Source organism: Microbacterium testaceum StLB037, assembly GCF_900104345.1.
Taxonomy (GTDB): Bacteria; Actinomycetota; Actinomycetes; order Actinomycetales; family Microbacteriaceae; genus Microbacterium; species Microbacterium testaceum_A.
The window spans coordinates 566,338-590,223 of sequence record NZ_FNJN01000001.1 but is presented as its reverse complement, the minus strand read 5'-3'; the positions used below and the strand labels follow the sequence as shown (position 1 = coordinate 590,223).

Genomic DNA, 23,886 nt, shown 5'->3' with positions numbered 1-23,886 from the left:
GTGATCCCCGGGGGCCCGGCATCCATGCTTATAGACTCGACAGACCCGCTCGACGTTCTTCCGGTGCCAAAGGAGTTGCCGTGATCCAGTTCGATCAACCCGCCCTCGTCCCCGCAGACCCCGACGCGAACGCGTCGGACCTGCTCGCCGACCGCGTCCGCGCCACCCCCGACCGTCCGCTGTTCGCGGTGCCCGACCGCGACGGGTGGCGCGACATCACCGCCGCCGAGTTCGAGAAGCAGGTCATCGCCCTCGCGAAGGGCTTCGTCGCGGCCGGCATCCAGCCCGGCGAGAAGGTCGGGTTCATCGCCCGCACCACCTACGACTGGACCCTGGTGGACTTCGCCCTCTTCTACGCCGGCGCGGTCATGGTCCCGGTGTACGAGACGAGCTCGGCCTCGCAGATCTCGTGGATCCTCTCGGACTCCGGCGCAATCGCCGTGGTCGTGGAATCGCCGGAGCACGGCGAGCGTCTCGACGAGGTCCGCAGCGACCTCCCCCTCGTCCGCGAGGTCTGGGCGATGCACTCCGGCGCCCTCGACACCCTCGTCGCCAACGGCACGCACATCACCGACGAAGAGATCGAGCGTCGCCGTCATCTCGCCAAGGCCTCCGACATCGCGACGCTCATCTACACCTCGGGCTCGACGGGTCGCCCGAAGGGCTGCGTCCTCGTCCACAGCAACTTCGTCGAGCTGGCCCGCAACTCCGCCAAGTCGCTGCACGAGGTGGTCGAGACCCCGGGCGCCTCCACCCTGCTCTTCATCACCACGGCGCACGTGTTCGCGCGCTTCATCTCGCTGCTCAACGTCCACGCGGGCGTGAAGACGGGCCACCAGCCCGACACGAAGCAGCTCCTTCCCGCGCTCGGGAGCTTCCGCCCCACCTTCCTGCTCGCGGTTCCCCGCGTCTTCGAGAAGGTCTACAACTCGGCCGAGCAGAAGGCCGAGGCCGGCGGCAAGGGCAAGATCTTCCGCGCCGCCGCCGACGCCGCGATCGAGCACTCGCAGCGCCTGCAGGACGGAAAGTCGATCCCGCTGCTGCTGAAGATCAAGTTCGCCCTGTTCGAGAAGCTGGTGTACTCCAAACTCCGGGATGCCATGGGCGGGAACATCGTCTACGCAGTGTCGGGATCGGCCCCTCTCGGCCCCCGCCTGGGTCACTTCTTCCGCAGCCTCGGCGTCGTGATCCTCGAGGGCTACGGCCTCACCGAGACCACGGCCCCGGCCACGGTCAACCTCGCGACGAAGTCGAAGATCGGCACGGTCGGTCCGGTTCTCCCGGGTGTCGGCATCCGTCTCGCGGATGACGGCGAGATCCAGGTGCGCGGCATCAACGTGTTCCGCGAGTACTGGCAGAACCCCGAGGCCACCGCCGAGGCGTTCGACGGCGAGTGGTTCAAGACCGGCGACATCGGCGCTTTCGACAGCGACGGCTTCCTCGCGATCACCGGACGCAAGAAGGAGATCATCGTGACCGCGGGCGGCAAGAACGTCGCCCCCGCGGCCCTCGAGGACCCGATTCGCGCCAACCCGATCGTCGGTCAGGTCGTCGTGGTGGGCGACCACAAGCCGTTCATCGCGGCTCTCGTCACCCTCGACTCCGAGATGCTGCCGACGTGGCTGGCCAACAACGGACTGCCCGCCGACATGTCGCTCGCCGAGGCGGCCGAGAACGAGAAGGTGCGGGCCGAGGTGCAGGGCGCGATCGACCGTGCGAACACGCGGGTCTCGCGCGCGGAGTCCATCCGCAAGTTCACGATCCTGCCGACCGAGTGGACCGAGGCCAGCGGCCACCTCACCCCGAAGATGAGCATCAAGCGCAACGTGATCGTGGCGGACTTCGCCGACGCGATCGAGGACATCTACGCGGTGCCCGTCAACACGACCAACGTGTCGCTTCCCTGACACGAGCGACGATGACGGCCCGGTCCCCTCGCGGGGCCGGGCCGTTTCGCGTCGCGAGAACAGCAGATGCGACGGGGACAGGACGATCCGCAGCGAATCGACCTGTCCTCGTCGCCCCGTCCTGTTCTCGTGACCAAGGGCGCACAGACGAAAGGCCCGGATGCCGGCATCCGGGCCCCTCTGCAGAGATCAGGTCAGAACCAGTCGCTCTCGCGGACCTGGCGCATCGCCTCGCGACGCGTCTCGGCGGGCAGGCGCGAGAGGTACAGCATGCCGTCGAGGTGGTCGGTCTCGTGCTGGAGCGCCTGGGCGAGCAGCCCCTCGCCCTCGAGCACGACCTCTTCACCGTCGAGGTCGATGCCGACGACCTTGGCCCACGGGTAGCGCAGCGCGTCGTGCCACAGGCCGGGCACCGAGAGGCACCCCTCGCCCACGGGCTCCGGCTCACCGCGCGTCTCGACCAGCACCGGGTTGAGGACGTACCCGATGTCACCGTCGATGTTGTAGCTGAAGGCACGCAGGCCCACGCCGATCTGAGGGGCAGCGACCCCGGCGCGACCGGGCAGCTCGACCGTGTCGATCAGATCCTGCACGAGGGCGCGGATGCCGTCGTCGATCTGCTCGATGGGGGCGCTCGTCGCGCGCAGGACGGGGTCTCCGAACAAACGGATCGGGCGGACGGTCACGCGGCGGCCGCCGGGGTGCGAAGGCCTTCTACGACCGCGGCGGCGAGTTCGCGAGCCGCCTGCCGGGTCGAGGGCTGGAGCTCACGGAAGGTGATCGCGCTGCCCGCGGCGATACGCGCGTCGTAGGGCATGCGGATCACGGTGCGCACCCGCGAGCGGAAGTGCGCCTCGAGCTCGCTCTCGCGCACGAGCGGCGTGCCCGGCCGCGAGTTGTTCAGCACCACGACCGCGTCGCGCACACGGGCGGAGTAGCCGTTCGTCTCGAGCCACGTCAGCGTCTCGGACGCGAGGCGCGCCTCGTCGACCGACAGTCCCGCGACGATGACCAGGGTGTCGGCGAGCTCGAGTGTCGCCCCCATGACCGAGTGCACGATGCCCGTGCCCGTGTCGGTGAGGACGATGGAGTAGTAGTGCGCCGCGACGTCGGCGACCTGACGGTAGTCGTCGTCGCTGAAGGCCTCGGACACCCGCGGGTCGGAATCGGATGCCAGGACGTCGAGGCGGGTGGCATCCCGGGCCACGATCGACGAGACGTCGTTGTACCCGGACATCTCGTCGTGGGAGCGGACGAGGTCGCGGACGGTGCGCCCGTTGGGACGACCCACGCGATCGGCGAGCGTACCGCGGTCGGGGTTGGCGTCGACGGCGATGACGCGGTCGTCGCGGGCATCGGCCAGAGCCATGCCCAGCAACGAGGTGACCGTCGTCTTTCCCACCCCGCCCTTGCGGGACAGCACCGGCACGAACCGGGCCCCACCCGAGAGGGGGGCGGAGATGCGCCGGTCGAGGTCCTTGCGCTGTCGTGCGCGCCGACCGTCGCCGAGGTTGATGCGGTGGCGCGAGACCGAGTAGACCAGCTGCTGCCAGAGGCCCTCGGGCTCGGGGCGGGCGATCTGGCGGGGGTCGAGCAGACGGTCGGCCGTGAGCAGGTCGGAGCTCTCGCGCGCGTCGTCGATCTGGCCGATGCGCTTCGAGGTGAGCGTGACCTCGGGGGCGGGGGTGCGCACGCGCTCGAGCGCGTGCGCGCGGTCGACGCGCGCGGCTTCGTCGGCGGCTCGGGCGGCGTCGTCGGCCTGGTGGGCGCTGCGGCGCGTGAGCGGGATCGTCCCGATGACGCCCGTCGCGGCGCGCTCGGCGCGCGTGGTCGGCACCGACGCGGTGTCGGCGCTGACGGGCGACGCCGGGGCAGGGGCGTCGACCTCGGCCTCGGGGGCAGTCGATGCGGGCGGCCGCGAGGCGGCGGACTCCGGTGCGCCGGGGGCGTCCACCGGCGGTCGGGAGGACTCGGGCGCCTCTGCCATGGCCTCGACCTCTTCACGCTGTTCGTCGTCCGTGTTCGAAGCCGGGGCGTCGGCGTCGTCGGAGCCCGCGACGTCGGTGTCTTCTCGATCAGCGGGAGCGGAAACGGCATCGTCGGGCGAGGCGTCGTCCGCCTCGACGTCGTCCGCTGCCTGTACCGCCTCGTCGCCCTGCTCGGGCTCTTCAACGGCGGCGGGAACCCACGGCGCGTGCGTCAGCGGTGCGGACGCGGCGTCGACGGCGTAGTCATCCACCAGGGGCTCATCGTCATCGAGCGACGAATCGGCGAGGTCGGCGTCGGTGGGCTCGGCGGCATCGGCCTCGAACAGCTCGACGTCGTCGACGACCTCGGCGTCGGCGAGATCGTCGGCCCGCTGAGCGGCCTGCGTCGCGTCAGCATCGGGGTGATCGGCGTCAGCGTCGTCATCCGCCGCGGAATCGACCTCGACAGGGTCGGCCTCAGCCGGGTCGGCATCCGCCAGCACATCGTCGGCGTCGACGTCGCCTTCGTTCGAGGCGGCGGCTCCGTCGGTCTCCTCGGCATCGTGCTCGACGGGACCATCGCCCTCCGAGAGGGCGGCGTCGTCGGCCGGGATCTCCTCGGCCTCCTCCCCCGCGTTCGAGCCCTCGTCGTCGCCGAAGCCGTCATCGCCGAAGCCTTCTCCGGCGGTCGGGTGCCCGGCATCCGGAGTCTCCTGCTCGTCGAGATCGTGCGACGACTCGACGACGATCTCGGCGTCGTGCACCTCGTCGTCCGCGGACGAGTCCGTCTCGTCGGCCGCATCGTGCGGCTCGAGGATGATCTCGCCCGTCTCGAGCTGCTCGACGTGCGGGTCGTGGACGATCTCGTCGCGGCGGTCGTCGGCGGACGCGGCGGAGGGGACGCGCGGGGCGTCGAGAGCGGCGAGGTCGGCCTCGTCGAGGGGGATCTCGTCTTCGATCACGTCGTCGTCGAGGTCGTCGTCGTCGGTGGCCACGGGAAGGTCGACGTTGACCTGCGCGATGTGTCCACCGAGGATCGTGATGCTGGCCGTGTCGAGATTCCCGATCTCGTCGAGCACGCCGTGCTCGGCGTTCTCGTCGGGGTTCGCGTCGGTGCGGTCGGGGGTCACTGCAGTCTCCAAACGGGAAGAGGGCGCGAAAGCGCCCCCTCCCAGGTTACTGCGCTTGGCGGATTACCAGCAAAAGATCTCCTGCTTCGACCTGTTGTGTGGTACCGATCGCGACACGCTCGACCACTCCGTCGACGGGTGCGGTGATCGCCGCCTCCATCTTCATCGCCTCGATCGAGGCGACCGCCTGACCGGCGGAGACGCGGTCGCCCGGCGACGCCTTCATCGTCACGACGCCCGAGAACGGCGCCGCCATCTGGCCCGGCTTCGAGGTGTCGGCCTTCTCGGCCTGACGCGCCTCGACGTCGATGGAGCGGTCGCGGACGAACACCGGGCGCAACTGTCCGTTCAAGGTCGTCATGACCGTGCGCATGCCCTTGTCGTCGGCCTCGCCGACCGCCTCGAGGCCGACGAACAGCTGCACGCCGCGCTCGATCTCGACGGTGTGTTCGCCGCCCGACTGCAGCCCGTAAAGGTAGTCGGCCGTGGAGAGCACGCTCAGGTCGCCGTACGTCTCACGGGTCTGCTCGAAAGTGCGCGTCGGCCCTGGGAACAGCAGACGGTTCAAGCGGGAGCGCCGCTCGGCGGACTCCCCCGCCAGTGCCGCCGTGTCGTCGTCGGTGAGCGGGGTCGTGCCCGTCTTGGCATCCCGGCCGGCGAGGACCTTCGAGCGGAAGGGCTCCGGCCAACCGCCCGGAAGATCACCCAGCTCCCCCGCCATGAACGACACCACCGAGTCCGGCACGTCGTACTTCTCGGGGTTCTGCTCGAAGTCGGCCGGATCGGCCTTGACCGCGGCGAGGTGCAGGGCGAGGTCGCCCACCACCTTCGACGAGGGCGTGACCTTGGGCACCCGGCCGAGGATGCGGTCGGCGGCGGCGTACATGTCCTCGATGAGCTCGAAGTCGTCGGCCAGGCCCAGCGCGATCGCCTGTTGGCGCAGGTTCGACAGCTGTCCGCCGGGGATCTCGTGACGGTAGACGCGCCCGGTGGGTCCGGCGAGACCCGACTCGAACGGCCGATACAGGTGACGCACGGCCTCCCAGTAGGGCTCCAGGTCGCTGACGGCCCCGAGGTCGAGGCCCGTGTCGCGTTCGGTGTGCGCGAGCGCGGCGACGAGCGCCGACAGCGACGGCTGGCTCGTGGTGCCGGCCATCGGCGCCGAGGCCGCGTCCACGGCATCCGCCCCCGCCGCCGAGGCGGCCAGCAGCGTCGCGAGCTGCCCGCCCGCGGTGTCGTGGGTGTGGACGTGCACCGGCAGGTCGAAGCGCTCGCGCAGCGCCGTCACGAGCTTCGCCGCGGCGGCCGGGCGCAGCAGACCCGCCATATCCTTGATCGCGAGGATGTGGGCTCCCGCGTCGACGATCTGCTCGGCCAGACCCAGGTAGTAGTCGAGCGTGTACAGGTCTTCGGCGGGATCCAGCAGATCCCCCGTGTAGCAGAGGGCGACTTCGGCCACCGCGGTGCCGGTCGCCAAAACCGCGTCGATCGCCGGCCGCATCTGCGAGACGTCGTTGAGGGCGTCGAAGATGCGGAAGATGTCGACACCGGATGCCGCGGCCTCGGCCACGAACGCATCGGTGACCTCCGTGGGGTACGGGGTGTAGCCGACGGTGTTGCGGCCGCGCAGCAGCATCTGGATCGCGACGTTCGGCAGCGCCTCGCGGAGGGCGTCGAGACGCTCCCACGGGTCTTCGCCGAGGAAGCGCAGCGCGACGTCGTAGGTCGCCCCGCCCCAGGCTTCGACCGACAGCAACCCGGGCGTCAGCCGGGCCACGTAGGGGGCCACGCGCGCGAGGTCGCGGGTGCGCACGCGCGTGGCGAGCAGCGACTGGTGCGCGTCGCGGAACGTGGTCTCGGTGACGGCGAGGGCGGTCTGCTCGCGCAGGGCCTTCGCGAAGCCGGCGGGACCGAGCTGCTGCAGACGCTGGCGCGAGCCCGCGGGGGCCGGGGCCGCCAGGTCGAGGGTCGGGAGCTTGGCCGACGGGTCGATCGACAGCGGGTTCTCGCCGTTCGGGCGGTTGACCGTGGTGTCCACGAGCCACGAGAGGATCTTCGTGCCGCGGTCCTTGGACTCGCGGCCCTTCAGCAGCTCAGGGCGCTCGTCGATGAACGAGGTGCTGAGGTCGCCCGCGACGAAGGCGGGGTCGTCGAGCACGGCCTGCAGGAACGGGATGTTCGTCGAGACCCCGCGGATGCGGAACTCTGCGAGGGCGCGGCGGGCGCGGGACACGGCGGCCTCGAAGTCACGGCCACGGCACGACAGTTTCGACAGCATCGAGTCGAAGTGCGGGCTCACCTGCGAGCCCGCGGCGGTCGTGCCGCCGTCGAGGCGGATGCCGGCGCCACCGGGCGAGCGGTACGTGGTGATCTTGCCGGTGTCGGGGCGGAAGCCCTGCGTGGGGTCCTCGGTCGTGATACGGCACTGCAACGCCGCGCCCCGCAGGTGGATGTCGTCCTGCTGCAGGTGCAGCTCGGCGAGGGTCGCCCCCGCGGCGATGCGCATCTGCGACTGCACGAGGTCGACGTCGGTGACCTCCTCGGTCACGGTGTGCTCGACCTGGATGCGCGGGTTCATCTCGATGAAGACGACCTCGTCCGCTCGCGGCCCCGCGGTCTCGAGCAGGAACTCGACGGTTCCGGCATTTTGGTAGCCGATCGAGCGGGCGAACGCGACGGCGTAGCGGTGCAGGTCCTGCCGTACGGCATCGTCGAGGTTCGGCGCCGGCGCGATCTCGATGACCTTCTGGTGGCGGCGCTGCACCGAGCAGTCGCGCTCGAACAGGTGAACGGTCTCGCCCGTGGCATCCGCGAGGATCTGCACCTCGACGTGACGCGGGCGCTGCACGGCCTGCTCGAGGAACATGCGGGGATCGCCGAACGCGCTCTGCGCCTCGCGCATGGCCTCGGCGAGGGCCGGGGCGAGCTCGCCCTTCGACTCCACGCGGCGCATACCGCGCCCCCCGCCACCGGCGACGGCCTTGGCGAAGACCGGGAAGCCGATCTCGTCGGCCTGGGCGAGGAGATCGTCGATGTCGTCGGACGCGGGCGTCGAGCGCAGCACCGGCACGCCGGCTGAGATCGCGTGCTCCTTCGCCGTCACCTTGTTGCCCGCCATGGCGAGCACGTCGGCGGGAGGCCCGATGAAGGTGATCCCGTGGGCGGCGGCCTTCTCGGCGAGCTCAGGGTTCTCGGAGAGGAAGCCGTAGCCCGGGTAGATGGCATCCGCCCCGCACTCACGGGCGACGCGGATGATCTCGTCGACGTCGAGGTAGGCGCGCACGGGGTGGCCGCGCTCGCCGATCTGGTACGCCTCATCGGCCTTCAGACGGTGGAGGGAGGCGCGATCCTCGTACGGATACACCGCGACGGTGCGGGCTCCGACCTCGTAAGCGGCGCGGAACGCGCGGATCGCGATCTCGCCGCGATTGGCGACCAGGATTTTCGAGAACATGCGCACCTCACGTCAAGCTGGCGGAGCTGAATGTGCTCACAGCCTAGGGGACGGTAACGTGGACTCTCGTGCACGTACTCTCCGTCAGCTCTCTCAAAGGCGGGGTCGGCAAGACGACCGTGACACTCGGGCTGGCTTCCGCAGCCTTCGCACGTGGCGTTCGCACTCTCGTCGTCGACCTCGACCCTCAGTCCGACGTGTCGACCGGGATGGACATCCAGGTCGCCGGTCGGCTCAACATCGCCGATGTCCTGGCCAACCCCAAAGAGAAGGTCGTCCGACAGGCGATCACCTCGAGCGGGTGGGCCAAGGTCCACCCCGGCACCATCGACGTGCTCATCGGCAGCCCGTCGGCCATCAACTTCGACGGACCGCACCCGAGCGTCCGCGACGTCTGGAAGCTCGAAGAGGCGCTGGCGACGATCGAGGCCGACTACGACCTCGTGCTCATCGACTGCGCCCCCTCGCTCAACGCCCTCACGCGCACCGCGTGGGCCGCGAGCGACCGCGTCGTGGTCGTCACCGAGCCCGGCCTGTTCTCGGTCGCCGCGGCCGACCGCGCCCTGCGCGCGATCGAAGAGATCCGCCGCGGTCTGTCGCCGCGACTGCAGCCCCTCGGCGTCGTGGTCAACCGCGTGCGCCCGCAGTCGATCGAGCACCAGTTCCGCATCAAAGAGCTGCGCGACATGTTCGGTCCGCTCGTGCTCAACCCGCAGCTGCCCGAGCGCACCTCGCTCCAGCAGGCGCAGGGTGCCGCCAAGCCGCTGCACGTGTGGCCCGGCGACTCCGCTCAGGAACTCGCGGCCGACTTCGACGCGCTGCTCGACCGGATCGTGCGCACCGGCCGGATCCCCGTCGAGTCCGAGGCCCCGCAGGCCTGACCCGCGATTTCGTCAGACGCCGTCCCGCTGCCGCGCAGCCGGGCGGCGTCCTCGTTCCCCGTCCCACCCGCGTGAGGGGTCATTTTCCGTCGCCGAGGGCGCCCGTAAGCGACAGGAAGCGACCCCGCACGCGAAAGCAGAAGAATCCCGGATGCCATGGCATCCGGGATCCGAAAAGAGTGAGGCGAGCTCAGGCGGTGCGGGCGGCGCGGCGCGCGGCGAGCTCGTCGACGGCGTCGGGCGCGGCCTTCTCGAAGTCGACGAGCGTGGACTCGACCTCGCGGAGGACCTTGCCCACCGCGATACCGAAGACGCCCTGGCCACGGCTGACGAGGTCGATCACCTCGTCGTTCGAGGTGCACAGGTACACGGAGGCCCCGTCGCTCATGAGGGTGGTGCCCGCGAGGTCGCGGATGCCCGCGGCCCGGAGCTGGTCGACGGCCGTGCGGATCTGCTGCAGCGAGATACCGGTGTCGAGAAGACGCTTCACGAGCTTGAGGACGAGGATGTCGCGGAAGCCGTAGAGACGCTGCGAGCCCGAACCGCTCGCCCCGCGGACCGTCGGGACGACGAGCTCGGTACGAGCCCAGTAGTCGAGCTGGCGGTACGTGATGCCGGCAGCGCGCGCCGCGACGGCCCCGCGATAACCGGTGTCGTCGTCCATCTCGGGCAGACCGTCGGTGAAGAGGAGATCAGCGGCGAACCGAGGTTCACCGAGCGCGTCGCCAGCGTTCATGCTCGCGTCCTCCTCATCGGTTCGTTTCCTCCACGCTAGATGAGCGGAGGTCCCCCGGCAATGACATCCGCTCCGAGGGTCGCGGCGTGTCGCGATCAGGACAGGATTCGCTCGAGCGCATCGCGCACGAACATCGCCCGCACCTCGTCGAGGCGGGCCGCGAGCTCGGGAGCGAGCTCGCTCGCCCGGGCCCGCGAGGGCGCATCGGGGCGCCGCAGCAGGGCCGACAGCGCCGACTCCACCAGCGAGACCTCGCGCTCGGCGCTCTGCCGCAGCGAGCGGATGTGGCGCGGCTCGATGCCGTGCCGGTCCAGCGCGACGAGGGCGCGGAGCAGAGTGACCGTCTGCTCGGAATAACTGTCGGCGGCGCTGACCACCCCCGTGCTGACCGCGTCGTTCAACAACTGGGGGCGCGCGCCCGCGGCCGTCAAGAGCTCTTCGCGTCGGTAGCGGCGCGGCGCGCTCGTCATCGACGGGATCGCGGTCGGCGGAGCCGGGTTGCGGCCCGCGTCGAGGTCGGCGAGGTAGTCGCGGATGACGACGAGCGGAAGGTAGTGGTCGCGCTGCAGCGTGAGCGCGAGACGCAGTCGCTCGAGGTCGGCCGGCGAGAACTTGCGGTAGCCGGAGTCGGTGCGCGTCGGCGAGACAATCCCCTGCACCTCGAGGAAGCGCAGCTTGCTCGAGGTGAGTGCCGGGAAATCGGGGGTCAGGCGCGCGAGCACCTGCCCGATGCTGAGCAGCCCCGCAGCCGTCTGTCGACTACGGGAGGGGGCTGCCGCCATCAGTGCTCAGCCGCGGGCAGGTCGGCCGGCGAACCGAAGAAGTTGAGACGGAACTTGCCGATGCGCACCTCGGAGCCGTTGACGAGGGCCGAGCGGTCGACCCGCTCGCCGTTGACGTAGCTGCCGTTGAGCGAGCGCTGGTCGACGATCTCGAACGAGCTGCCCGAGCGGAGGATCTCGGCGTGACGACGCGAGACAGTGACGTCGTCGAAGAAGAGGTCGGCCTCGGGGTGACGGCCGACGGTGGTCACGTCGGTGTCGAGGAGGTAGCGGGCCCCGGTCGTCGGTCCCGAGCGGACGATCAGCAGAGCCGCTCCCGAGGGGAGGGCGTCGATGGCCTCGAGCTCCGCCTCGTTGAGGTCGGCCCCGAAGGGGACGAACGACAGGTCGGCGTCGTGGGTCTGGGTCGTGTCGTGCGACGCCCCGGCTGCGGCGGCGTCGGCCGCGCGCCGGATCTCGTCTCGCTCGAATCGGCTGGTCTCGTCCACGGCTTCTCCTTCATATTCACCATAACCGATCGGTCGCCAACGGCGGGGTCGACCGACTTCGAGCAGGTCACGGTGATGCGTGATGTGTCTGTATTCGCCGAAACCGGGACGCCGCGGTTTGGGGGATGCGGAGGCGGCCGACGAGACACTCGAACCTATCGACCCGAACGGGGCCCTGTCGAGTCCGCTTTACCCTCTGTCGGCGCGCCGTCGCGTTCCTCACCCCCGTCGAGGCGCGCTCGACCCCTGTGCACGCTCCCAGTCCGACCGCTCGGTCCGTCGTTAGGGTCGAAGGGTGACTTCCTCCGTGACGCCCCGCCGACGCCTTCTTCCCGCCGTCCTCGCCGCCGGCCTGCTGGCCGCCGCCGCGCTCTTCGTGCCGGCCTCCCCCGCCGCCGCCCACGACGAGCTCGTATCGACCGATCCCGCGGCCGGGGCGACGCTCGAGGCCCTCCCGGCGCAGATCACGTTCTCGTACAGCGCCGACATCCTCACCGACGCCGGCGCGACCGTGATCGAGGTCACCGATTCGTCGGGCGCCTCACTGACGGAGGGCGCCCCGACCGTCTCGGGCGCCGAGGTGACGCAGGCGCTGCAGGGATCGGCATCCGGAACCGTCACCGTGAAGTGGCGCGTCGTGTCGAGCGACGGCCACCCCATCGACGGCGACTTCGCCTTCTCGGTGCCCGCCGCAGCCGCGACCCCCTCCGCGACCGCGACCCCCACGGCGTCGGCCGGTCCCGCGCCCGCCGAGAGCGCGACCCCGGCGCAGACCCCGAACGCCACTCCTCTGCCGACCGAGAACACCTCCGCGCCCTCTCCTCTGCCCTGGATCCTGCTCGCCGTCCTCCTCGTGATCGTTGCCGGGGTCCTGGTCTACGTCTTCGCCTCGCGCAGCGGTCGCAAGACCGCCGGTGGCGGCACCGCCGGGCGATAGGCTGGAACCATGCCTCATTACGATCTGGTCATTCTTGGTGCGGGTCCCGGCGGGTACGTCGCCGCCGTCCGCGGCGCACAGCTCGGACTGTCGGTCGCGATCGTCGAAGAGAAGTACTGGGGCGGTGTGTGCCTCAACGTGGGCTGCATCCCCTCCAAGGCCCTCCTGCGCAACGCCGACCTCGCGCACACGTTCCACGCGAAGGCCGACCTGTTCGGCATCTCGGGTGACGTCACCTTCGACTTCGGCAAGGCGTTCGACCGCTCGCGCAGCGTCGCCGCCGGCCACGTCAAGGGCATCCACTACCTGATGAAGAAGAACAAGGTCACCGAGTACGAGGGCCGCGGCTACTTCGCCGACGACCACACGATCGACGTGACCAAGACCGACGGCTCCAAGGAGCAGGTCACCTTCGACAACGTCATCATCGCCACGGGTTCGACCGTGCGCCTCCTCCCCGGCGTCACCCTGTCCGAGAACGTCGTCACCTATGAGGAGCAGATCCTCACCCGCGAGCTCCCCGAGTCGATCGTGATCGTCGGCGCCGGCGCCATCGGCATGGAGTTCGCCTACGTCATGACGAACTACGGCGTGAAGGTCACGATCATCGAGTTCCTCGACCGTGCTCTGCCCAACGAAGACGCCGAGGTCTCGAAAGAGATCCAGAAGCAGTACAAGGGCTATGGCGTCGACATCCTCACCTCGACCAAGGTCGAGTCGGTCACCGACCACGGCGGCAAGGTCACCGTCGCCTACACGGCGAAGGACGGCTCGCAGAGCTCGATCGACGCCGACCGCGTGCTCATGTCGATCGGGTTCGCCCCCAAGGTCGACGGCTTCGGTCTCGAGAACACCGGCGTGAAGCTCACCGAGCGCGGCGCCATCGAGATCGACGACCACATGCGCACCAACGTGCCGCACATCTACTCGATCGGCGACGTCACCGCCAAGCTGCAGCTGGCCCACGTGGCCGAGGCGCAGGGCGTCGTGGCCGCCGAGACCATCGCCGGAGCCGAGACGCAGACGCTGGGCGACTACCGCAACATGCCCCGCGCCACCTTCTGCAACCCGCAGGTCGCCTCGTTCGGCCTCACCGAGCAGCAGGCGCGCGACGCCGGTCACGACATCAAGGTCGCGAAGTTCCCCTTCTCGGCCAACGGCAAGGCGAACGGCCTCGGCGAGCCCGTCGGCTTCGTCAAGCTCGTCGCCGACGCCGAGACGCTCGAGCTCATCGGTGGCCACCTCATCGGCCCCGACGTGTCGGAGCTGCTGCCCGAGCTGACCCTCGCGCAGAAGTGGGACCTCACCGCTCTCGAGGCCGCGCGCAACGTGCACACCCACCCGACGCTGTCGGAGGGCCTGCAAGAGGCCTTCCACGGCCTCACGGGGCACATGATCAACCTCTGATCGACTTATCGACGAAGGCCCGCCCGGTTCCCCGGGCGGGCCTTCTCGTTCGTGGGGACTCAGTGCCCCAGAGCGCGAGCGAGCTTGGAACCGGATGCCGCGCGGCGGCCTCCCGCGGCGAACACGGCCGCGTCGACCGCGGCGAAGAACTCCGCGCGCCCGGCGTCGTCGGACGGACCGGCGGGGCCGAGCTCGACCTCCCACTCCCGCCACGCCGACTCGACGCCGCGTCGCTCGTCGCGCGCCCGGACGCGGTCGTCGACGAACTCGGCGACCTCGTTCCCGTCGGCATCGAGCAACGCGTAGGCCGTGCGGTGGTTGCGCAGCCGAGCGAGAGGAGTGAACGGGGGCTCGGCGATCGAGGCGACGGCATCCTGAACCGCCGGAGGGACCACCGGGTCGGCGTCGGAATCGCCGTCGGCCTCGAGCGGCCACTGCGTCTCGCGTCGGCCTCCGGCCTCGAGGGGCCCCTTCACGTGCCACCCCTCGTCGGGGCCGCCCGTGCGTCGGCGCACCGCGACGCCCGCCCGCGCCAGGTCGGCCGAGGCGGTGTCGAGGTAGCGCGCGTCCAGGTCGCGGGGTTCGGGGTCCCCGACCCGCGTCACCCCGGGCAGGGCCGACCAGTCGGGCAGGGGCGTCTCATCGTCGACGTCGTACTTCGACTCGACCTCGACGTTCGACGACCCCTTCGGGTCTCCGCTCAATCGTCGCGTCCGTCGGCGTCGGGGTTGATGTCTTCGGTCTCTTCGGAGAAGACGAAGACGGCCTGGGTGGGGCCGTCGGAATCGCCCGTGTTCTCGAGGCCGCCGTCGCGGCGGTAGACGAGCTGGCCCTCGCTGTAGGGCATGATCAGCGTGTCGTCGGACTCGTTCTCGAGCGGGAGAACCTGCCCGTCGAGCGGGCCTCCGGTCAGTCGTGCAATAGCCATGACGTCAGCGTAGACCGCGGCGCCGACACCGCCCGGTACCTTGACAGGGCTCACCTACAATCGCTGGAGTGACCTCGACCGACCTCCCCGGTGACCGCCCCTTCGTGCTGCTGGCCACGCGCGCCGAAGATCTCCCGGCCGACGAGGAATACGCGCTCTTCCTGCGATTCACGGGGCTGCCCCCCGAGCGACTGCGCCGCGTCCGGCTCGAGCGCGAACCGATGCCCGAGATCGACCTCGACGAGGTCTCGGGGATCCTGGTGGGCGGGAGCCCCTTCAACGCCTCCGACCCGGTCGAGCGCAAGTCGCCCGTGCAACGACGCGTCGAGGACGAGATGGCGGCGCTCGTCGACGAGGTCGTGGCACGCGATCATCCGTTCCTCGGGGCCTGTTACGGCGTCGGAACCCTGGGCACGCACCTCGGTGCGCCCATCGACGGCACCTTCGCCGAGCCCATCAGCGTGGTCGACGTGTCTCTCACCGCCGCCGGGCGCGACGACCCCCTCGCCGAGGGGCTGCCCGCGACCTTCGCCGCGTTCGTGGGACACAAAGAGGCGATCAGCGCGCTGCCGCCCGCCGCGACCCTGCTCGCGTCGTCGCCGACCTGCCCGGTGCAGATGTTCCGGCTCAAGCAGAACGTCTACGCGACGCAGTTCCACCCCGAGCTCGATCTGGACGGCATCGTCACGCGCATCCACGCCTACGCGTCGTACGGGTACTTCGCCGCCCACGAGCTCGACCTCACCCTGGAGGCCGTGCGCCGCGCGCCCGTGACCGCTCCGTCGCGCCTGCTGCGGACCTTCGTCGAACGCTACGCGCGCTGAGCGGCCCGTTCACGCGCCATCGCGCGGGGTGACCCGCACCACGTCGACCGGGGCGGTGACCGCGGGATGCGCGAGCCTCAGGTAGGGCTCCAGCCCGAGATCGACCAAGTGCACGCGCCCGGCGAGCTCGGGGCCGCGACCCCGCACGAGGCCCGCCTTGAGCGCTCCGAACGTCACCGTCAGATCGGCGGCGAGCACCGCGGCATCCGCCGTGCCGTCGTCGGGGTCCAGACCGCTCGGCAGATCGACCGCGACCACCAGCGGTCGCTGCTCCTGGGCTCGCACGCACTCGACGAGGGCGCGTGCTCCCCCGCGCAGGCGGCGGTCCGCCAAACGTCCGATCCCCAGGATGCCGTCGAGCACGAGCACGTATCCGCCCATCGCCTCGCAGACGTCCGAGGCGGACCGCACGCGCGCTCCCGCGGCCACGGCCGTGTCGAGGGCCGCCCGGTGGACGCGGTCGCGCACGAGCACGATGTCGACGCGATCGGCGACGGCGCACAGGTCGGCCGCGGCGTAGAGGGCGTCTCCCCCGTTGTCGCCCGCCCCGGCGAGGACAAGGACCGCCCCCGGCCGATCGGCGAGACGGCGCGCGACGATGTCGGCCAGGGCCGCGGCGGCCCGCCGCATGAGCGGTCGCCCCTCGGCGAGGAGCGGCTTCTCGGCCGCGCGGACCGCGTCGGCGCTGTACGCCGAGATGCGCTCGCCCGCGGCCAGCACTCCGCCCGCGCTCTCACTCATCGCGGGAGCCCGCGCGCACCTCGGCGCGGTCCTCGCGGTCGGCGGCGGCGGGGTCGTTCTTCGCGAGCGTCTCGCGTTCCTTCGCCTCGGCGGCGCGGGCGGCCTCGAGCTCGCCGGTAGCTGCACGCACGGCCTTCTCGGCGCGACGGACGCGGAACTGGATCATCGTCGACGCACCGTACTTCGCACGCACGCGGTCCTGGTCCTCCTCGGTCGCGACGGTGATGTACGCCCCCGCGATGAGGATCACCTGGCTCGAGAGGTTCAGCCACAGCAGCAGGGCGATGAGCGAGGCGAACGTCGCCAGCAGGGGGTTGTTGCCCGCTCCGCCGACGAACAGCCCCGACAGCTGCTGCAGGACGACCAGCCCGACACCGCCGAGCAGGGCACCGCGCAACAGGGTGCGGCGACGGGTCTTGACGCCCGACAGTGCCGCAAACGCCACGGCGACGGCCGCGGTATCGAGCACGAGGACGACGACGGTCGAGAGCAGCCAGGTCAGCACGGCCGTGACCCACGAGTCGGCGGAGATGCCCAGCAGCTCGCGCACGAACCTGAGCCCCGCCGTGGCGAGGAAGGTGACGACGGCCGCCCCGACGAGGGCGACGCCGATGCCGACGGCGACGGCGAGATTGCGCAGGATCACCAGGATCGGAAGCGTGTCGTCGGTGGCGACGCCGGCGATCTGTCGCAGAGCGGAGCGCAGCGACCCGATCGCGCCGATGGCGGCGCCGACCAGACCGAGGATTGCGATGATCCCCGCGACCGTGAACTCCGGCGGGGCCTTGATGTCGCTGACCTTCAGCAGCCCGTCGGGCCCGACCAGGCCCGGGACCACGCTGTTCACGGAACGCTCGAGGGCGGCGATCCCCTCCGGATTGCCCGCGAGCCAGACGGTCGCGAACGAGAAGCCCAGCAGCACCGCGGCGAACAGACTGAACAGCGTGCGGTAGGTCACGCTGTCGGCCAGCATGGGGCCGCGCGCCCCCGAATAGACGAGGAAGGCGCGCACGAGACGGAGCCGCAGGGCCCACGCCGTGACGCGACGGATGAGGTCGGCCATGGCGCCAGGCTAGCGGCGCGCGCGAATGCGTCGTGCGGGGTTGACCGCGCGGGTGCGCAGCGACAGCTCAGCCCGGCGGCATCCCTTTCGCCTCGCCGTACCCGACCGCCATCCGCAGCCACGCGCCCAGCAGCAGCCAGGGCCCGTACGCGATCTCTGCGCGCCGGTCGCCTGCGAGCAGCACTCCCCCCGCGGCGACACCGCCGAGCACGAGCGAGAGGAGCAGACCGGATGCCACGGCCTCGGGCCCAAACCATCCGAGCGGCGTCCCGACGAGGGCGGCGAGCTTGACGTCTCCCCCGCCGAACGACGCGGGGCGGGCGAGATGCAGGGTCAGGGCGACGGCGAAGGCGGCCGCGGCGCCCCCGATCACGCCGAGCGCACGCCCCGGGTCGCCGATCCGCGCCGCCTCGGCCGTCAGCAGCGCTCCCACCAGCGCCGCGGCCGGGAGGACGACGGCATCGGGAAGACGGTGAGAGCGCAGGTCTGTCACGACGAGGGTGAGGCTCGCGGCGGCGAACACTCCGGCGGCGAGACCGAGCAGCACCGGCACGTGCTCAGGCGTCGAGCACGAAGAGGTCGACGCGCACGATCGCCCCGGGATCGATCCCCTCAGCGTCGCGCACCGCGCGTTTGAGAGGCAGGACGTAGACGCCTCCCGTCTGCGGGAAGATCGAGGTGCGGAAGGTGGAACCGCCGATCGCAGCGTCCACGCGTACGCCGCCGAATCCGCGGCGGAAGGTCTGCGTCTCGCGGATCTCGGCGCTGAGATCGGGCGGCAGGGCGACGAAGTACCAGTCGCTGTCGCTGCGTGCCTCCCACCGGTAGACGTCGCCCTCGAACCGCACTCTCATCGCCCCTGCCCTCCCTCACCCGAGCAGGTCACGATACCGCCGGTCGGCGACCGGCTCAGGCGCTTCTCCCCTGGGGAGGAGCCCCGGGGCGTCGCGTCTCGCGACGGAGGGCGCGCACCGTCGCGGCATCCGTCACGCCGGCGACGACGGCCGCGCACGCGTAGACGACGAGGTCGCGCGCGTCGAACCCCGTGCCGAGCACGAGTGCGACGGGCCGGAACCGCTCCGCGAGGTCGGCGGGGACCCCGGTCGCCTGGAAGAGCTCGACGGCCACGCTCCATCCCCCGGCGACGAGGGCGACGACCAGCGTCCGCAGACGGGGGAAACCGACCACGAGCCCGGCGTAGACCGCGACCGTGTACAGCGCATCGCCCGCGATGTCCGCCGCGTCGCTGGACGGGAGCACGAGGTGCACGACGAGCCCCGCCGCCACGACCACCGCCAGGGCGAGGAGGGCGATCAGGCGACGGCGGGTGGGCGGCATCCTGTCATCGTGGCATGCCCGCGCGCCGGGGCCGGCCGCCCTCAGCGGATCACTCCCGCCGCGCGCGCCGGGTCCGCGTAGGCCCGAGCGAGCGAATCCACGGTGTCGTGCGCGTTGAGGCCGCTGGGGTTGGGCAGCACCCAGGTGGGCACGTCGGCGATCGCCTGCTCCTGCCGTCCCGCGGTCGCGCGGGGCCGCTGGAACCCCTGGCGGTAGGCGGTGAGGCCGACAACTGCGACGGCCCGGGGCCGCCACGCGGCGACCCGCTCGACCAGAGCGGCGGCTCCCGAGCGCAGCTCGTCACGCGAGAGCTCGTCGGCGCGCGCCGTCGCCCGGGCGACGAGGTTCGACACCCCCACCCCGGCGTCGAAGATCATCCGGCGGTCCTCGTCGCCGAGGGGCTCGGAGTACACGGGTAGTCGGGGGAGTATCCCCGCCTTCACCAGCGCGGGCCAGAACCGGTTTCCCGGTCGCGCGAACGGCGTTCCGGTCGCGGCGGTCCACAGCCCCGGGTTGATGCCGACGAAGAGCAGACGTACGCCCGGCTCCACGAGGTCGGGCCGCGTGGCATCCCGGAACGACTCGAGTTCGGCGCGCGTGTATCCCATGAGACCACTATGACCACTACCCCCGGCGAGCGGGCCCGCTCTGCCAGGATCTGAGGAATGGATGCCGTTCCCGCTCTGACCGAGGTTCCCCCCGCGCAATTCGTCATCGTCGGCGACAACGTGCGCCTGGCCACCTACTCGTGGGGCGACGTCGAGGCCGACCCCGTGCTGTGCGTGCACGGCTTCGGTTCGAGCACGCGCGACAACTGGGTCAACACCGGCTGGGTGCGCGACCTGCTGCGCGCCGGCTACCGCGTGGTCGCCGTCGACCAGCGCGGTCACGGAGCGAGCGAGAAGCCGCACGACGCCGCGTCCTACACGATGCCCACCCTCGTGTCCGACCTCGTCGCCGTGCTCGACACGTACCTGCTCGATCAGGTCCGTTATCTCGGCTACTCGCTCGGCGGGCGGGTCGGCTGGCAGCTCGCCGTCGACGCCCCCGAACACGTCGAGCGGGCCGTGCTCGGCGGCATCCCGGATGGACGCCCTCTCGCCCGGTTGCAGGTCGATCAGGCCCGCGCCTTCCTCGACCACGGTGAGCCCGTTCAGGATGCCACGACCCAGCGCTACGTCTCGCTCGCCGAACGCGTGCCGGGCAACGACCTGCGCGCCCTCGTTGCGATCGCCGAGGGCATGCGCCTCGGCGAGACCGATCCCGACCCCTCGACGCCGCCGCAGCAGCCCGTGCTGATCGCGACGGGCACGGACGACCCCATCCACGACCAGTCGCAGCACCTGGCAGGGCTCCTCCCCCGCGGCGAGTTCGCAGACATCCCGGGGCGGCACCACGTCAACGCCCCCGGTGCACGGGCGTTCCGCGAGGCGGGCATGGAGTTCCTCGGCCGCTGAGTCACGCGGGCCGGATGCTCCGCCCGAGCGAACCGGTCAGCCGCAGTCGTAGACGGTCGTGGGAGCCGAGCTGTCGGTCGCGCAGTGCTGGGTGACCCAGGTGCGGATCTGCGATGAGGCGGTGGTCGTCGACGCGGCCCCCAGGGACGTGCCCCCTCCCCGTTGGTCCCCGCCGATGACGTAGCGCACCTGGCCGGAGGCGACCAGCGCGGTGAAGGCGTCCAGCGTCGGCACGTCGTCGGTGCCGTTGAAGCCGCCGATGGGCAGGAACGAGCCTCCGTCCGAGGCGAGGATCAGGTGCGCCGCGGATTGCGCCCCAAAGGTCGCCGCCAGGTACGTCGACCCCGTGCTGCGGGCCTGCAGCCACGAGACGAGGGCGCTGTCGTCCGTCCCGCCCGCGCCGAAGCCGCCGCCGCCGAAGCCGGCGGGTGCCCCGCCCGCCGCCCCGCGCGTGCGTGCCGACGACGATCCGCCCGGCGCGGCACCGGTACCGCGACCCGCGCCCTGCCCGGTGCTCTGCCCCGATCCGGGCGCCGCTCCCCCGCCGGGCGCCGCGCCGAATCCCTGGCTGCCGCGCCCCCCGGTCGGCATCCCGCCGGCGAACTCCGCTCCCCCGAAACCGCGACCGCCGAAGCCCGCGGACTCGGCGGCCCCGCCCGCGACCGGGTTGATCGAACTGGGGTGGGCGATGGTCACGGCCGACCACACGGCCGGGGTGAGGAGCAACCCGGTCATCACCGCGACCGTCGTGACCGCGCGCCCGCGGTGCCGCGTCGAGAACAGCACGATCGCGACGACCGCCGCGACGCCCTGCGCGATCGAGACCGGCACGCTGTACCCGCCCGTGGCCAAGCCGATCCCCAGGGCGGTCGAGCCCGCGACAGCGACGATCGCGATCTGCGGCCAGACCCTGCCCGCCCGATGCGCCGCGGCGAGCGCCGTCCCCACGACGAGTGCCAGCGGGACCGCGAGGGCCGCGGTGTAGAACTGGTGCATTCCGGCGACGGTGGAGAACATCGCGGCGAAGGTCGCGAGCCACACGGTCAGCAGCACCGTGAGCGGGCGCGAGAACCGCAGCACCCACAGGACGATGATCCCGACGATCGCCGCGGGGATGAGCCACGCCACCTGGCCCGCGAGCTGGGCGTTGAAGAGGCGCAGCACGCCGGGCTCGCCCGAGAAGGGCGGGGTGAACGACTCGTAGGCCGCGCTGTCGGCCGTGGCCGAGAAGCGACCGAGCCCGTTGTACCCGAACACCATCTCCCACGGGTTGTTCGACAGGGTGCTGCCGATGTAGGGCCGACTCCCGGCGGGGATCATCGAGACGATCGCGACCCACCACAGAGATGCCATGAGGCTCACCGCTCCGGCCAGGGCGAGGTGACCGAGTCGTCGGGCCCAGGACTGCCGGGTGAAGAGGTACGCCAGCGCCAGGGCCGGCCACACCGCCCACGCCTCGAGCTCGTAGAACTGGAACGACAGGCCGATCAGCGCTCCCGCAGCGATCAGCCACCCCAGGCTCCGCGCCTGCACGGCGCGCACCGCCGCCCACGCGGTGAGGGAGAGGCCGAGGACGAAGAAGGTCTCGGGCTGGTTCGAGCGGGCCACCGCGACGAGGATCGGCGTGACGACAGCGATGCTCCCGGCGATGAGTCCGGCACGCTCCCCCGCCAGGCGTCGGGCGGTGACGGCGGTGACGAGGGCGGCGGCGACGGCGGCGAGGGAGTTGGGCAGGATCACCGCCCAGGCGGAGTATCCGAATGCCCGGACGAAGAGGGCCGGGATCCAGAATGAGCCCGGGATCTTGTCGAGGGTGACGGTGCCCGCAGGGTCCACGGCGCCGAAGAAGAAGTTCGACCACGAGCGGCTCATCGACAGCGCGATCGAGGCGTAGTACTCGCTCGGCGCCCCCGCCCACACCTGCCAGCCGGTGAGGACCAGCGCGCCGAGCCCGATGAGGACGAGACCGACGGTCCATCCGCGGGGTCGTCGCAGGCCCGCGATCAGCGGAAGGGTCGGCGTGGGGACGGGAGGAGAAGCAGCGGTCACCGCCGAATCGTAGGCAGCGCTTCCCTCACCGCAGCCTGACGGAACCTATGCGCCAGCGATGGATGCTCTCGCCGGGCGTGGATCAGGATGCCGACAGGGTGAGCTTCGCAGGCGACGGTGCCCGCGTGGCGGCGGCCTGCAGCCCGACCCTCACCGTCTGCCCGGGAGCGAGGGTCGCCGCCCAGTCGGCTCCCGTGCACGTCACGCGCCCGGCCGCGACCGAGCATCTCATGCCCCACGCGTTCGACACCGCGGTGGTTCCGGCGGCGTCGAACGAGACCGACCACTTCGTGACGGGACCTGTCGCCGTGACGGTGAGCTCGGCGACGTACCCCTCGCCCCAGGTGCTCTGCGGGACCCAGGTCGCGGTGATGCCGGCCGAAGCTCCCGGGGCCGTCCCGGTGCCCGGCTTCGGGGTGGGTGCGGGGCTCGGCGTCACCGATACCGAGGGCTTCGGGGACGGGGTGGGCGGCTTTGGCGTCGCCGTCGGTGTGGGTGTCGGTGTCGGCGTGAGGCTCGGCCGGGGCGTGGTCGTCGGGGCCGGGGTCGAGGGAATCGGAGCCGGCTGCGGAGCGGGCGCCGCGACCGGCGTCAGGATCGGCGCGAGCGCGGCCAGCTTGGCCTTCTGCGGAGTGCGCCAGTCGTCGGCGACCAGCCCGCCGGTGTCGCCGCTGTTCGGGTTGAACGACCAGTACGCGTAGCTGATCTTCGTCTTGGCCAGGTACGCCACGAGCGCGTCGAGCCAGGCCCGGTCGCTCGCGGTCTCGAGCTTCGTGCCGAATTCGCCGAGCAGCACGGGCGCGATGTTCTTGCGCACGAGGTAACCCCAGTTGGCATCCCACACCGCCTCGAGATTGGCGGGATACCCGGATGCCGAGAACCAGGGCTGCGCGAAGACGCTGGCGGGGTAGTCGTGCGGCGAGTAGACCACGCGGTTCTTCACGGCGAGGGTCACGGGCGCGGCCCCGGCGTCTTTCAGACCGCCGCCCCACCAGGTGTTCGAGCCGTCGTTCTGTCGCTCCACGCCCTCGACGATGATCAGCAGGCGAGGGTTGACCCCGAGCACGGCATTGCCGGCGCGCGTGGCCGCCGCGCGCCAATCGCGGGCGGGGTCGCCGCAGTTCCAGCACGCGCCGCCGTGGGGCTCGTTGTGCAGGTCGACGCCGATCACTGCGGACTCGTTCTTGTAGCGAGCGGCGAGCATCTTCCAGTCGTCGATCCAGCGTTGTTCGCTGTACTGACCCGTGTACCAGAGCTCGCTCTGCGCCGCCGAGTCGGGGCGGTGGCGATCGAGGATGACCGACAACCCGTGCGCCTTCGCGCGGGCGATGACCGTGTCCATCAGCTGCAGCGGTGTGAGCGACACCAGTCCGGGGTTGACCGCGCCGTTGATCGAGTTCGAGGCCTTCGCCGCGAGGCACTCGTTCGAGAAGGGCAACCGGATGGTGTTGAACCCCATGCCCGCGATCGCGGAGAGGCCGTCGTCGAGCGCGATCGACCACAGGCCGTGCGGGGCGCAGTTCGAGGTCTCCATCCCGAACCAGGCCGTGGCCTTGATGGTGAAGGGGGCCCCGGATGCCGTCACGATCGTCGACCCCTGGGTCGACAGCCACCCGGGCAGCGAGGTCGCAGCCGAGGCGGCCGGAGCGGCGATCGCGCCCGCGGCGACCAGGGTCGCGCCCGCGACGAGCGCCGCCGCGCGGTGCAGCACGCGACGCGTGGACGACCAGTTCGTGCGTTTCGTGGACATCGGCACCCCCGCGGTCATCGTACTGGGGGCAGACGCCCCTGCCGCGA

General features: G+C 71.2%; 22 protein-coding genes. 6 read left to right on the top strand and 16 right to left on the bottom strand.

Features of this window, described 5'->3' with window-relative positions:
• Nucleotides 1-80: 80 nt before the first annotated feature.
• Entirely contained in the window at nucleotides 81-1,907 is a 1,827-nt protein-coding gene (locus BLS25_RS02735) for an AMP-dependent synthetase/ligase (protein WP_074694317.1), read from the top strand.
• Nucleotides 1,908-2,101: 194 nt separating this feature from the next.
• On the opposite strand, the gene def is transcribed toward BLS25_RS02735, so the two are convergent.
• Genes def through BLS25_RS02720 form a run of 3 tightly spaced genes read right to left on the bottom strand, consistent with a single transcriptional unit; the run spans nucleotide 2,102 to nucleotide 8,458 of the window.
• A complete protein-coding gene (def, locus tag BLS25_RS02730) occupies nucleotides 2,102-2,593 on the bottom strand; it encodes a peptide deformylase (protein WP_056227684.1) in 492 nt (163 codons plus the stop codon).
• Complete coding sequence (locus BLS25_RS17095; RefSeq protein WP_256335513.1) at nucleotides 2,590-5,004, bottom strand: MinD/ParA family ATP-binding protein; 2,415 nt, start codon at nucleotides 5,002-5,004, stop codon at nucleotides 2,590-2,592. The genes def and BLS25_RS17095 overlap by 4 nt, the downstream gene beginning before the upstream one ends.
• A 46-nt stretch (nucleotides 5,005-5,050) precedes the next feature.
• The gene (locus BLS25_RS02720) at nucleotides 5,051-8,458 is read right to left on the bottom strand and encodes a pyruvate carboxylase (protein WP_074694316.1); all 3,408 of its coding nucleotides are present in this window, start codon (nucleotides 8,456-8,458) and stop codon (nucleotides 5,051-5,053) included.
• 68 nt (nucleotides 8,459-8,526) lie between these two features.
• Here BLS25_RS02720 and BLS25_RS02715 point away from each other — a divergent pair, with 68 nt between their 5' ends.
• Entirely contained in the window at nucleotides 8,527-9,339 is an 813-nt protein-coding gene (locus tag BLS25_RS02715) for a ParA family protein (protein WP_056227677.1), read from the top strand.
• Between the two features lie 190 nt (nucleotides 9,340-9,529).
• Here BLS25_RS02715 and BLS25_RS02710 read toward each other — a convergent pair whose 3' ends face one another.
• From BLS25_RS02710 to BLS25_RS02700, 3 genes are all read right to left on the bottom strand, one after another.
• On the bottom strand, nucleotides 9,530-10,075 hold the full coding sequence (locus tag BLS25_RS02710) for a MerR family transcriptional regulator (RefSeq protein ID WP_074694315.1): 546 nt from the start codon (nucleotides 10,073-10,075) through the stop codon (nucleotides 9,530-9,532).
• A 95-nt stretch (nucleotides 10,076-10,170) separates the two neighbouring features.
• Nucleotides 10,171-10,857, bottom strand: coding sequence for a transcriptional regulator FtsR (ftsR, locus tag BLS25_RS02705; RefSeq protein ID WP_074694314.1), 687 nt, complete (start codon nucleotides 10,855-10,857; stop codon nucleotides 10,171-10,173).
• Nucleotides 10,857-11,345, bottom strand: a complete 489-nt coding sequence (locus BLS25_RS02700; protein WP_056227667.1) for an FHA domain-containing protein — start codon at nucleotides 11,343-11,345, stop codon at nucleotides 10,857-10,859. The genes ftsR and BLS25_RS02700 overlap by 1 nt, the downstream gene beginning before the upstream one ends.
• A 295-nt stretch (nucleotides 11,346-11,640) precedes the next feature.
• Between BLS25_RS02700 and BLS25_RS02695 the strand changes: the two genes are divergently transcribed.
• Complete coding sequence (locus BLS25_RS02695; RefSeq protein ID WP_074694313.1) at nucleotides 11,641-12,282, top strand: copper resistance CopC family protein; 642 nt, start codon at nucleotides 11,641-11,643, stop codon at nucleotides 12,280-12,282.
• Nucleotides 12,283-12,291: 9 nt separating this feature from the next.
• Nucleotides 12,292-13,689, top strand: a complete 1,398-nt coding sequence (gene lpdA, locus BLS25_RS02690) for a dihydrolipoyl dehydrogenase (RefSeq protein WP_074694312.1) — start codon at nucleotides 12,292-12,294, stop codon at nucleotides 13,687-13,689.
• 59 nt (nucleotides 13,690-13,748) lie between these two features.
• On the opposite strand, the gene BLS25_RS02685 is transcribed toward lpdA, so the two are convergent.
• Both BLS25_RS02685 and BLS25_RS02680 read right to left on the bottom strand, forming a co-directional pair.
• Complete coding sequence (locus BLS25_RS02685; RefSeq protein ID WP_074694311.1) at nucleotides 13,749-14,393, bottom strand: CYTH domain-containing protein; 645 nt, start codon at nucleotides 14,391-14,393, stop codon at nucleotides 13,749-13,751.
• The gene (locus tag BLS25_RS02680) at nucleotides 14,390-14,617 is read right to left on the bottom strand and encodes a hypothetical protein (RefSeq protein ID WP_056228525.1); all 228 of its coding nucleotides are present in this window, start codon (nucleotides 14,615-14,617) and stop codon (nucleotides 14,390-14,392) included. The genes BLS25_RS02685 and BLS25_RS02680 overlap by 4 nt, the downstream gene beginning before the upstream one ends.
• A gap of 68 nt (nucleotides 14,618-14,685) precedes the next feature.
• Here BLS25_RS02680 and BLS25_RS02675 point away from each other — a divergent pair, with 68 nt between their 5' ends.
• The gene (locus BLS25_RS02675) at nucleotides 14,686-15,441 is read left to right on the top strand and encodes a glutamine amidotransferase (RefSeq protein ID WP_056227653.1); all 756 of its coding nucleotides are present in this window, start codon (nucleotides 14,686-14,688) and stop codon (nucleotides 15,439-15,441) included.
• Between the two features lie 9 nt (nucleotides 15,442-15,450).
• Here the strand turns inward: BLS25_RS02675 and BLS25_RS02670 are convergent, their stop codons facing one another.
• From BLS25_RS02670 to BLS25_RS02645, 6 genes are all read right to left on the bottom strand, one after another.
• Nucleotides 15,451-16,182: an NAD(P)H-hydrate epimerase gene (locus tag BLS25_RS02670; RefSeq protein ID WP_081349654.1), complete on the bottom strand. Its 732-nt coding sequence runs from the start codon at nucleotides 16,180-16,182 to the stop codon at nucleotides 15,451-15,453.
• Nucleotides 16,175-17,245, bottom strand: a complete 1,071-nt coding sequence (locus tag BLS25_RS02665) for a YhjD/YihY/BrkB family envelope integrity protein (RefSeq protein ID WP_074694309.1) — start codon at nucleotides 17,243-17,245, stop codon at nucleotides 16,175-16,177. The genes BLS25_RS02670 and BLS25_RS02665 overlap by 8 nt, the downstream gene beginning before the upstream one ends.
• 67 nt (nucleotides 17,246-17,312) lie before the next feature.
• Nucleotides 17,313-17,798 (bottom strand): prepilin peptidase, encoded by a 486-nt coding sequence (locus BLS25_RS02660; protein ID WP_056227648.1) that lies wholly within the window; start codon nucleotides 17,796-17,798, stop codon nucleotides 17,313-17,315.
• 4 nt (nucleotides 17,799-17,802) lie between these two features.
• A complete protein-coding gene (locus BLS25_RS02655) occupies nucleotides 17,803-18,099 on the bottom strand; it encodes a DUF1905 domain-containing protein (RefSeq protein ID WP_074694308.1) in 297 nt (98 codons plus the stop codon).
• A gap of 55 nt (nucleotides 18,100-18,154) precedes the next feature.
• Nucleotides 18,155-18,583: a ribosomal maturation YjgA family protein gene (locus BLS25_RS02650; protein ID WP_056227640.1), complete on the bottom strand. Its 429-nt coding sequence runs from the start codon at nucleotides 18,581-18,583 to the stop codon at nucleotides 18,155-18,157.
• Between the two features lie 41 nt (nucleotides 18,584-18,624).
• Nucleotides 18,625-19,191, bottom strand: a complete 567-nt coding sequence (locus tag BLS25_RS02645; RefSeq protein ID WP_056227637.1) for a mismatch-specific DNA-glycosylase — start codon at nucleotides 19,189-19,191, stop codon at nucleotides 18,625-18,627.
• A gap of 57 nt (nucleotides 19,192-19,248) precedes the next feature.
• Here BLS25_RS02645 and BLS25_RS02640 point away from each other — a divergent pair, with 57 nt between their 5' ends.
• Nucleotides 19,249-20,040, top strand: a complete 792-nt coding sequence (locus tag BLS25_RS02640; RefSeq protein WP_056227635.1) for an alpha/beta fold hydrolase — start codon at nucleotides 19,249-19,251, stop codon at nucleotides 20,038-20,040.
• A 36-nt stretch (nucleotides 20,041-20,076) separates the two neighbouring features.
• Here the strand turns inward: BLS25_RS02640 and BLS25_RS02635 are convergent, their stop codons facing one another.
• A complete protein-coding gene (locus BLS25_RS02635; protein WP_074694307.1) occupies nucleotides 20,077-22,089 on the bottom strand; it encodes an ArnT family glycosyltransferase in 2,013 nt (670 codons plus the stop codon).
• Between the two features lie 82 nt (nucleotides 22,090-22,171).
• Nucleotides 22,172-23,839, bottom strand: a complete 1,668-nt coding sequence (locus tag BLS25_RS02630; RefSeq protein WP_074694306.1) for a cellulase family glycosylhydrolase — start codon at nucleotides 23,837-23,839, stop codon at nucleotides 22,172-22,174.
• Nucleotides 23,840-23,886 lie beyond the last annotated feature (47 nt).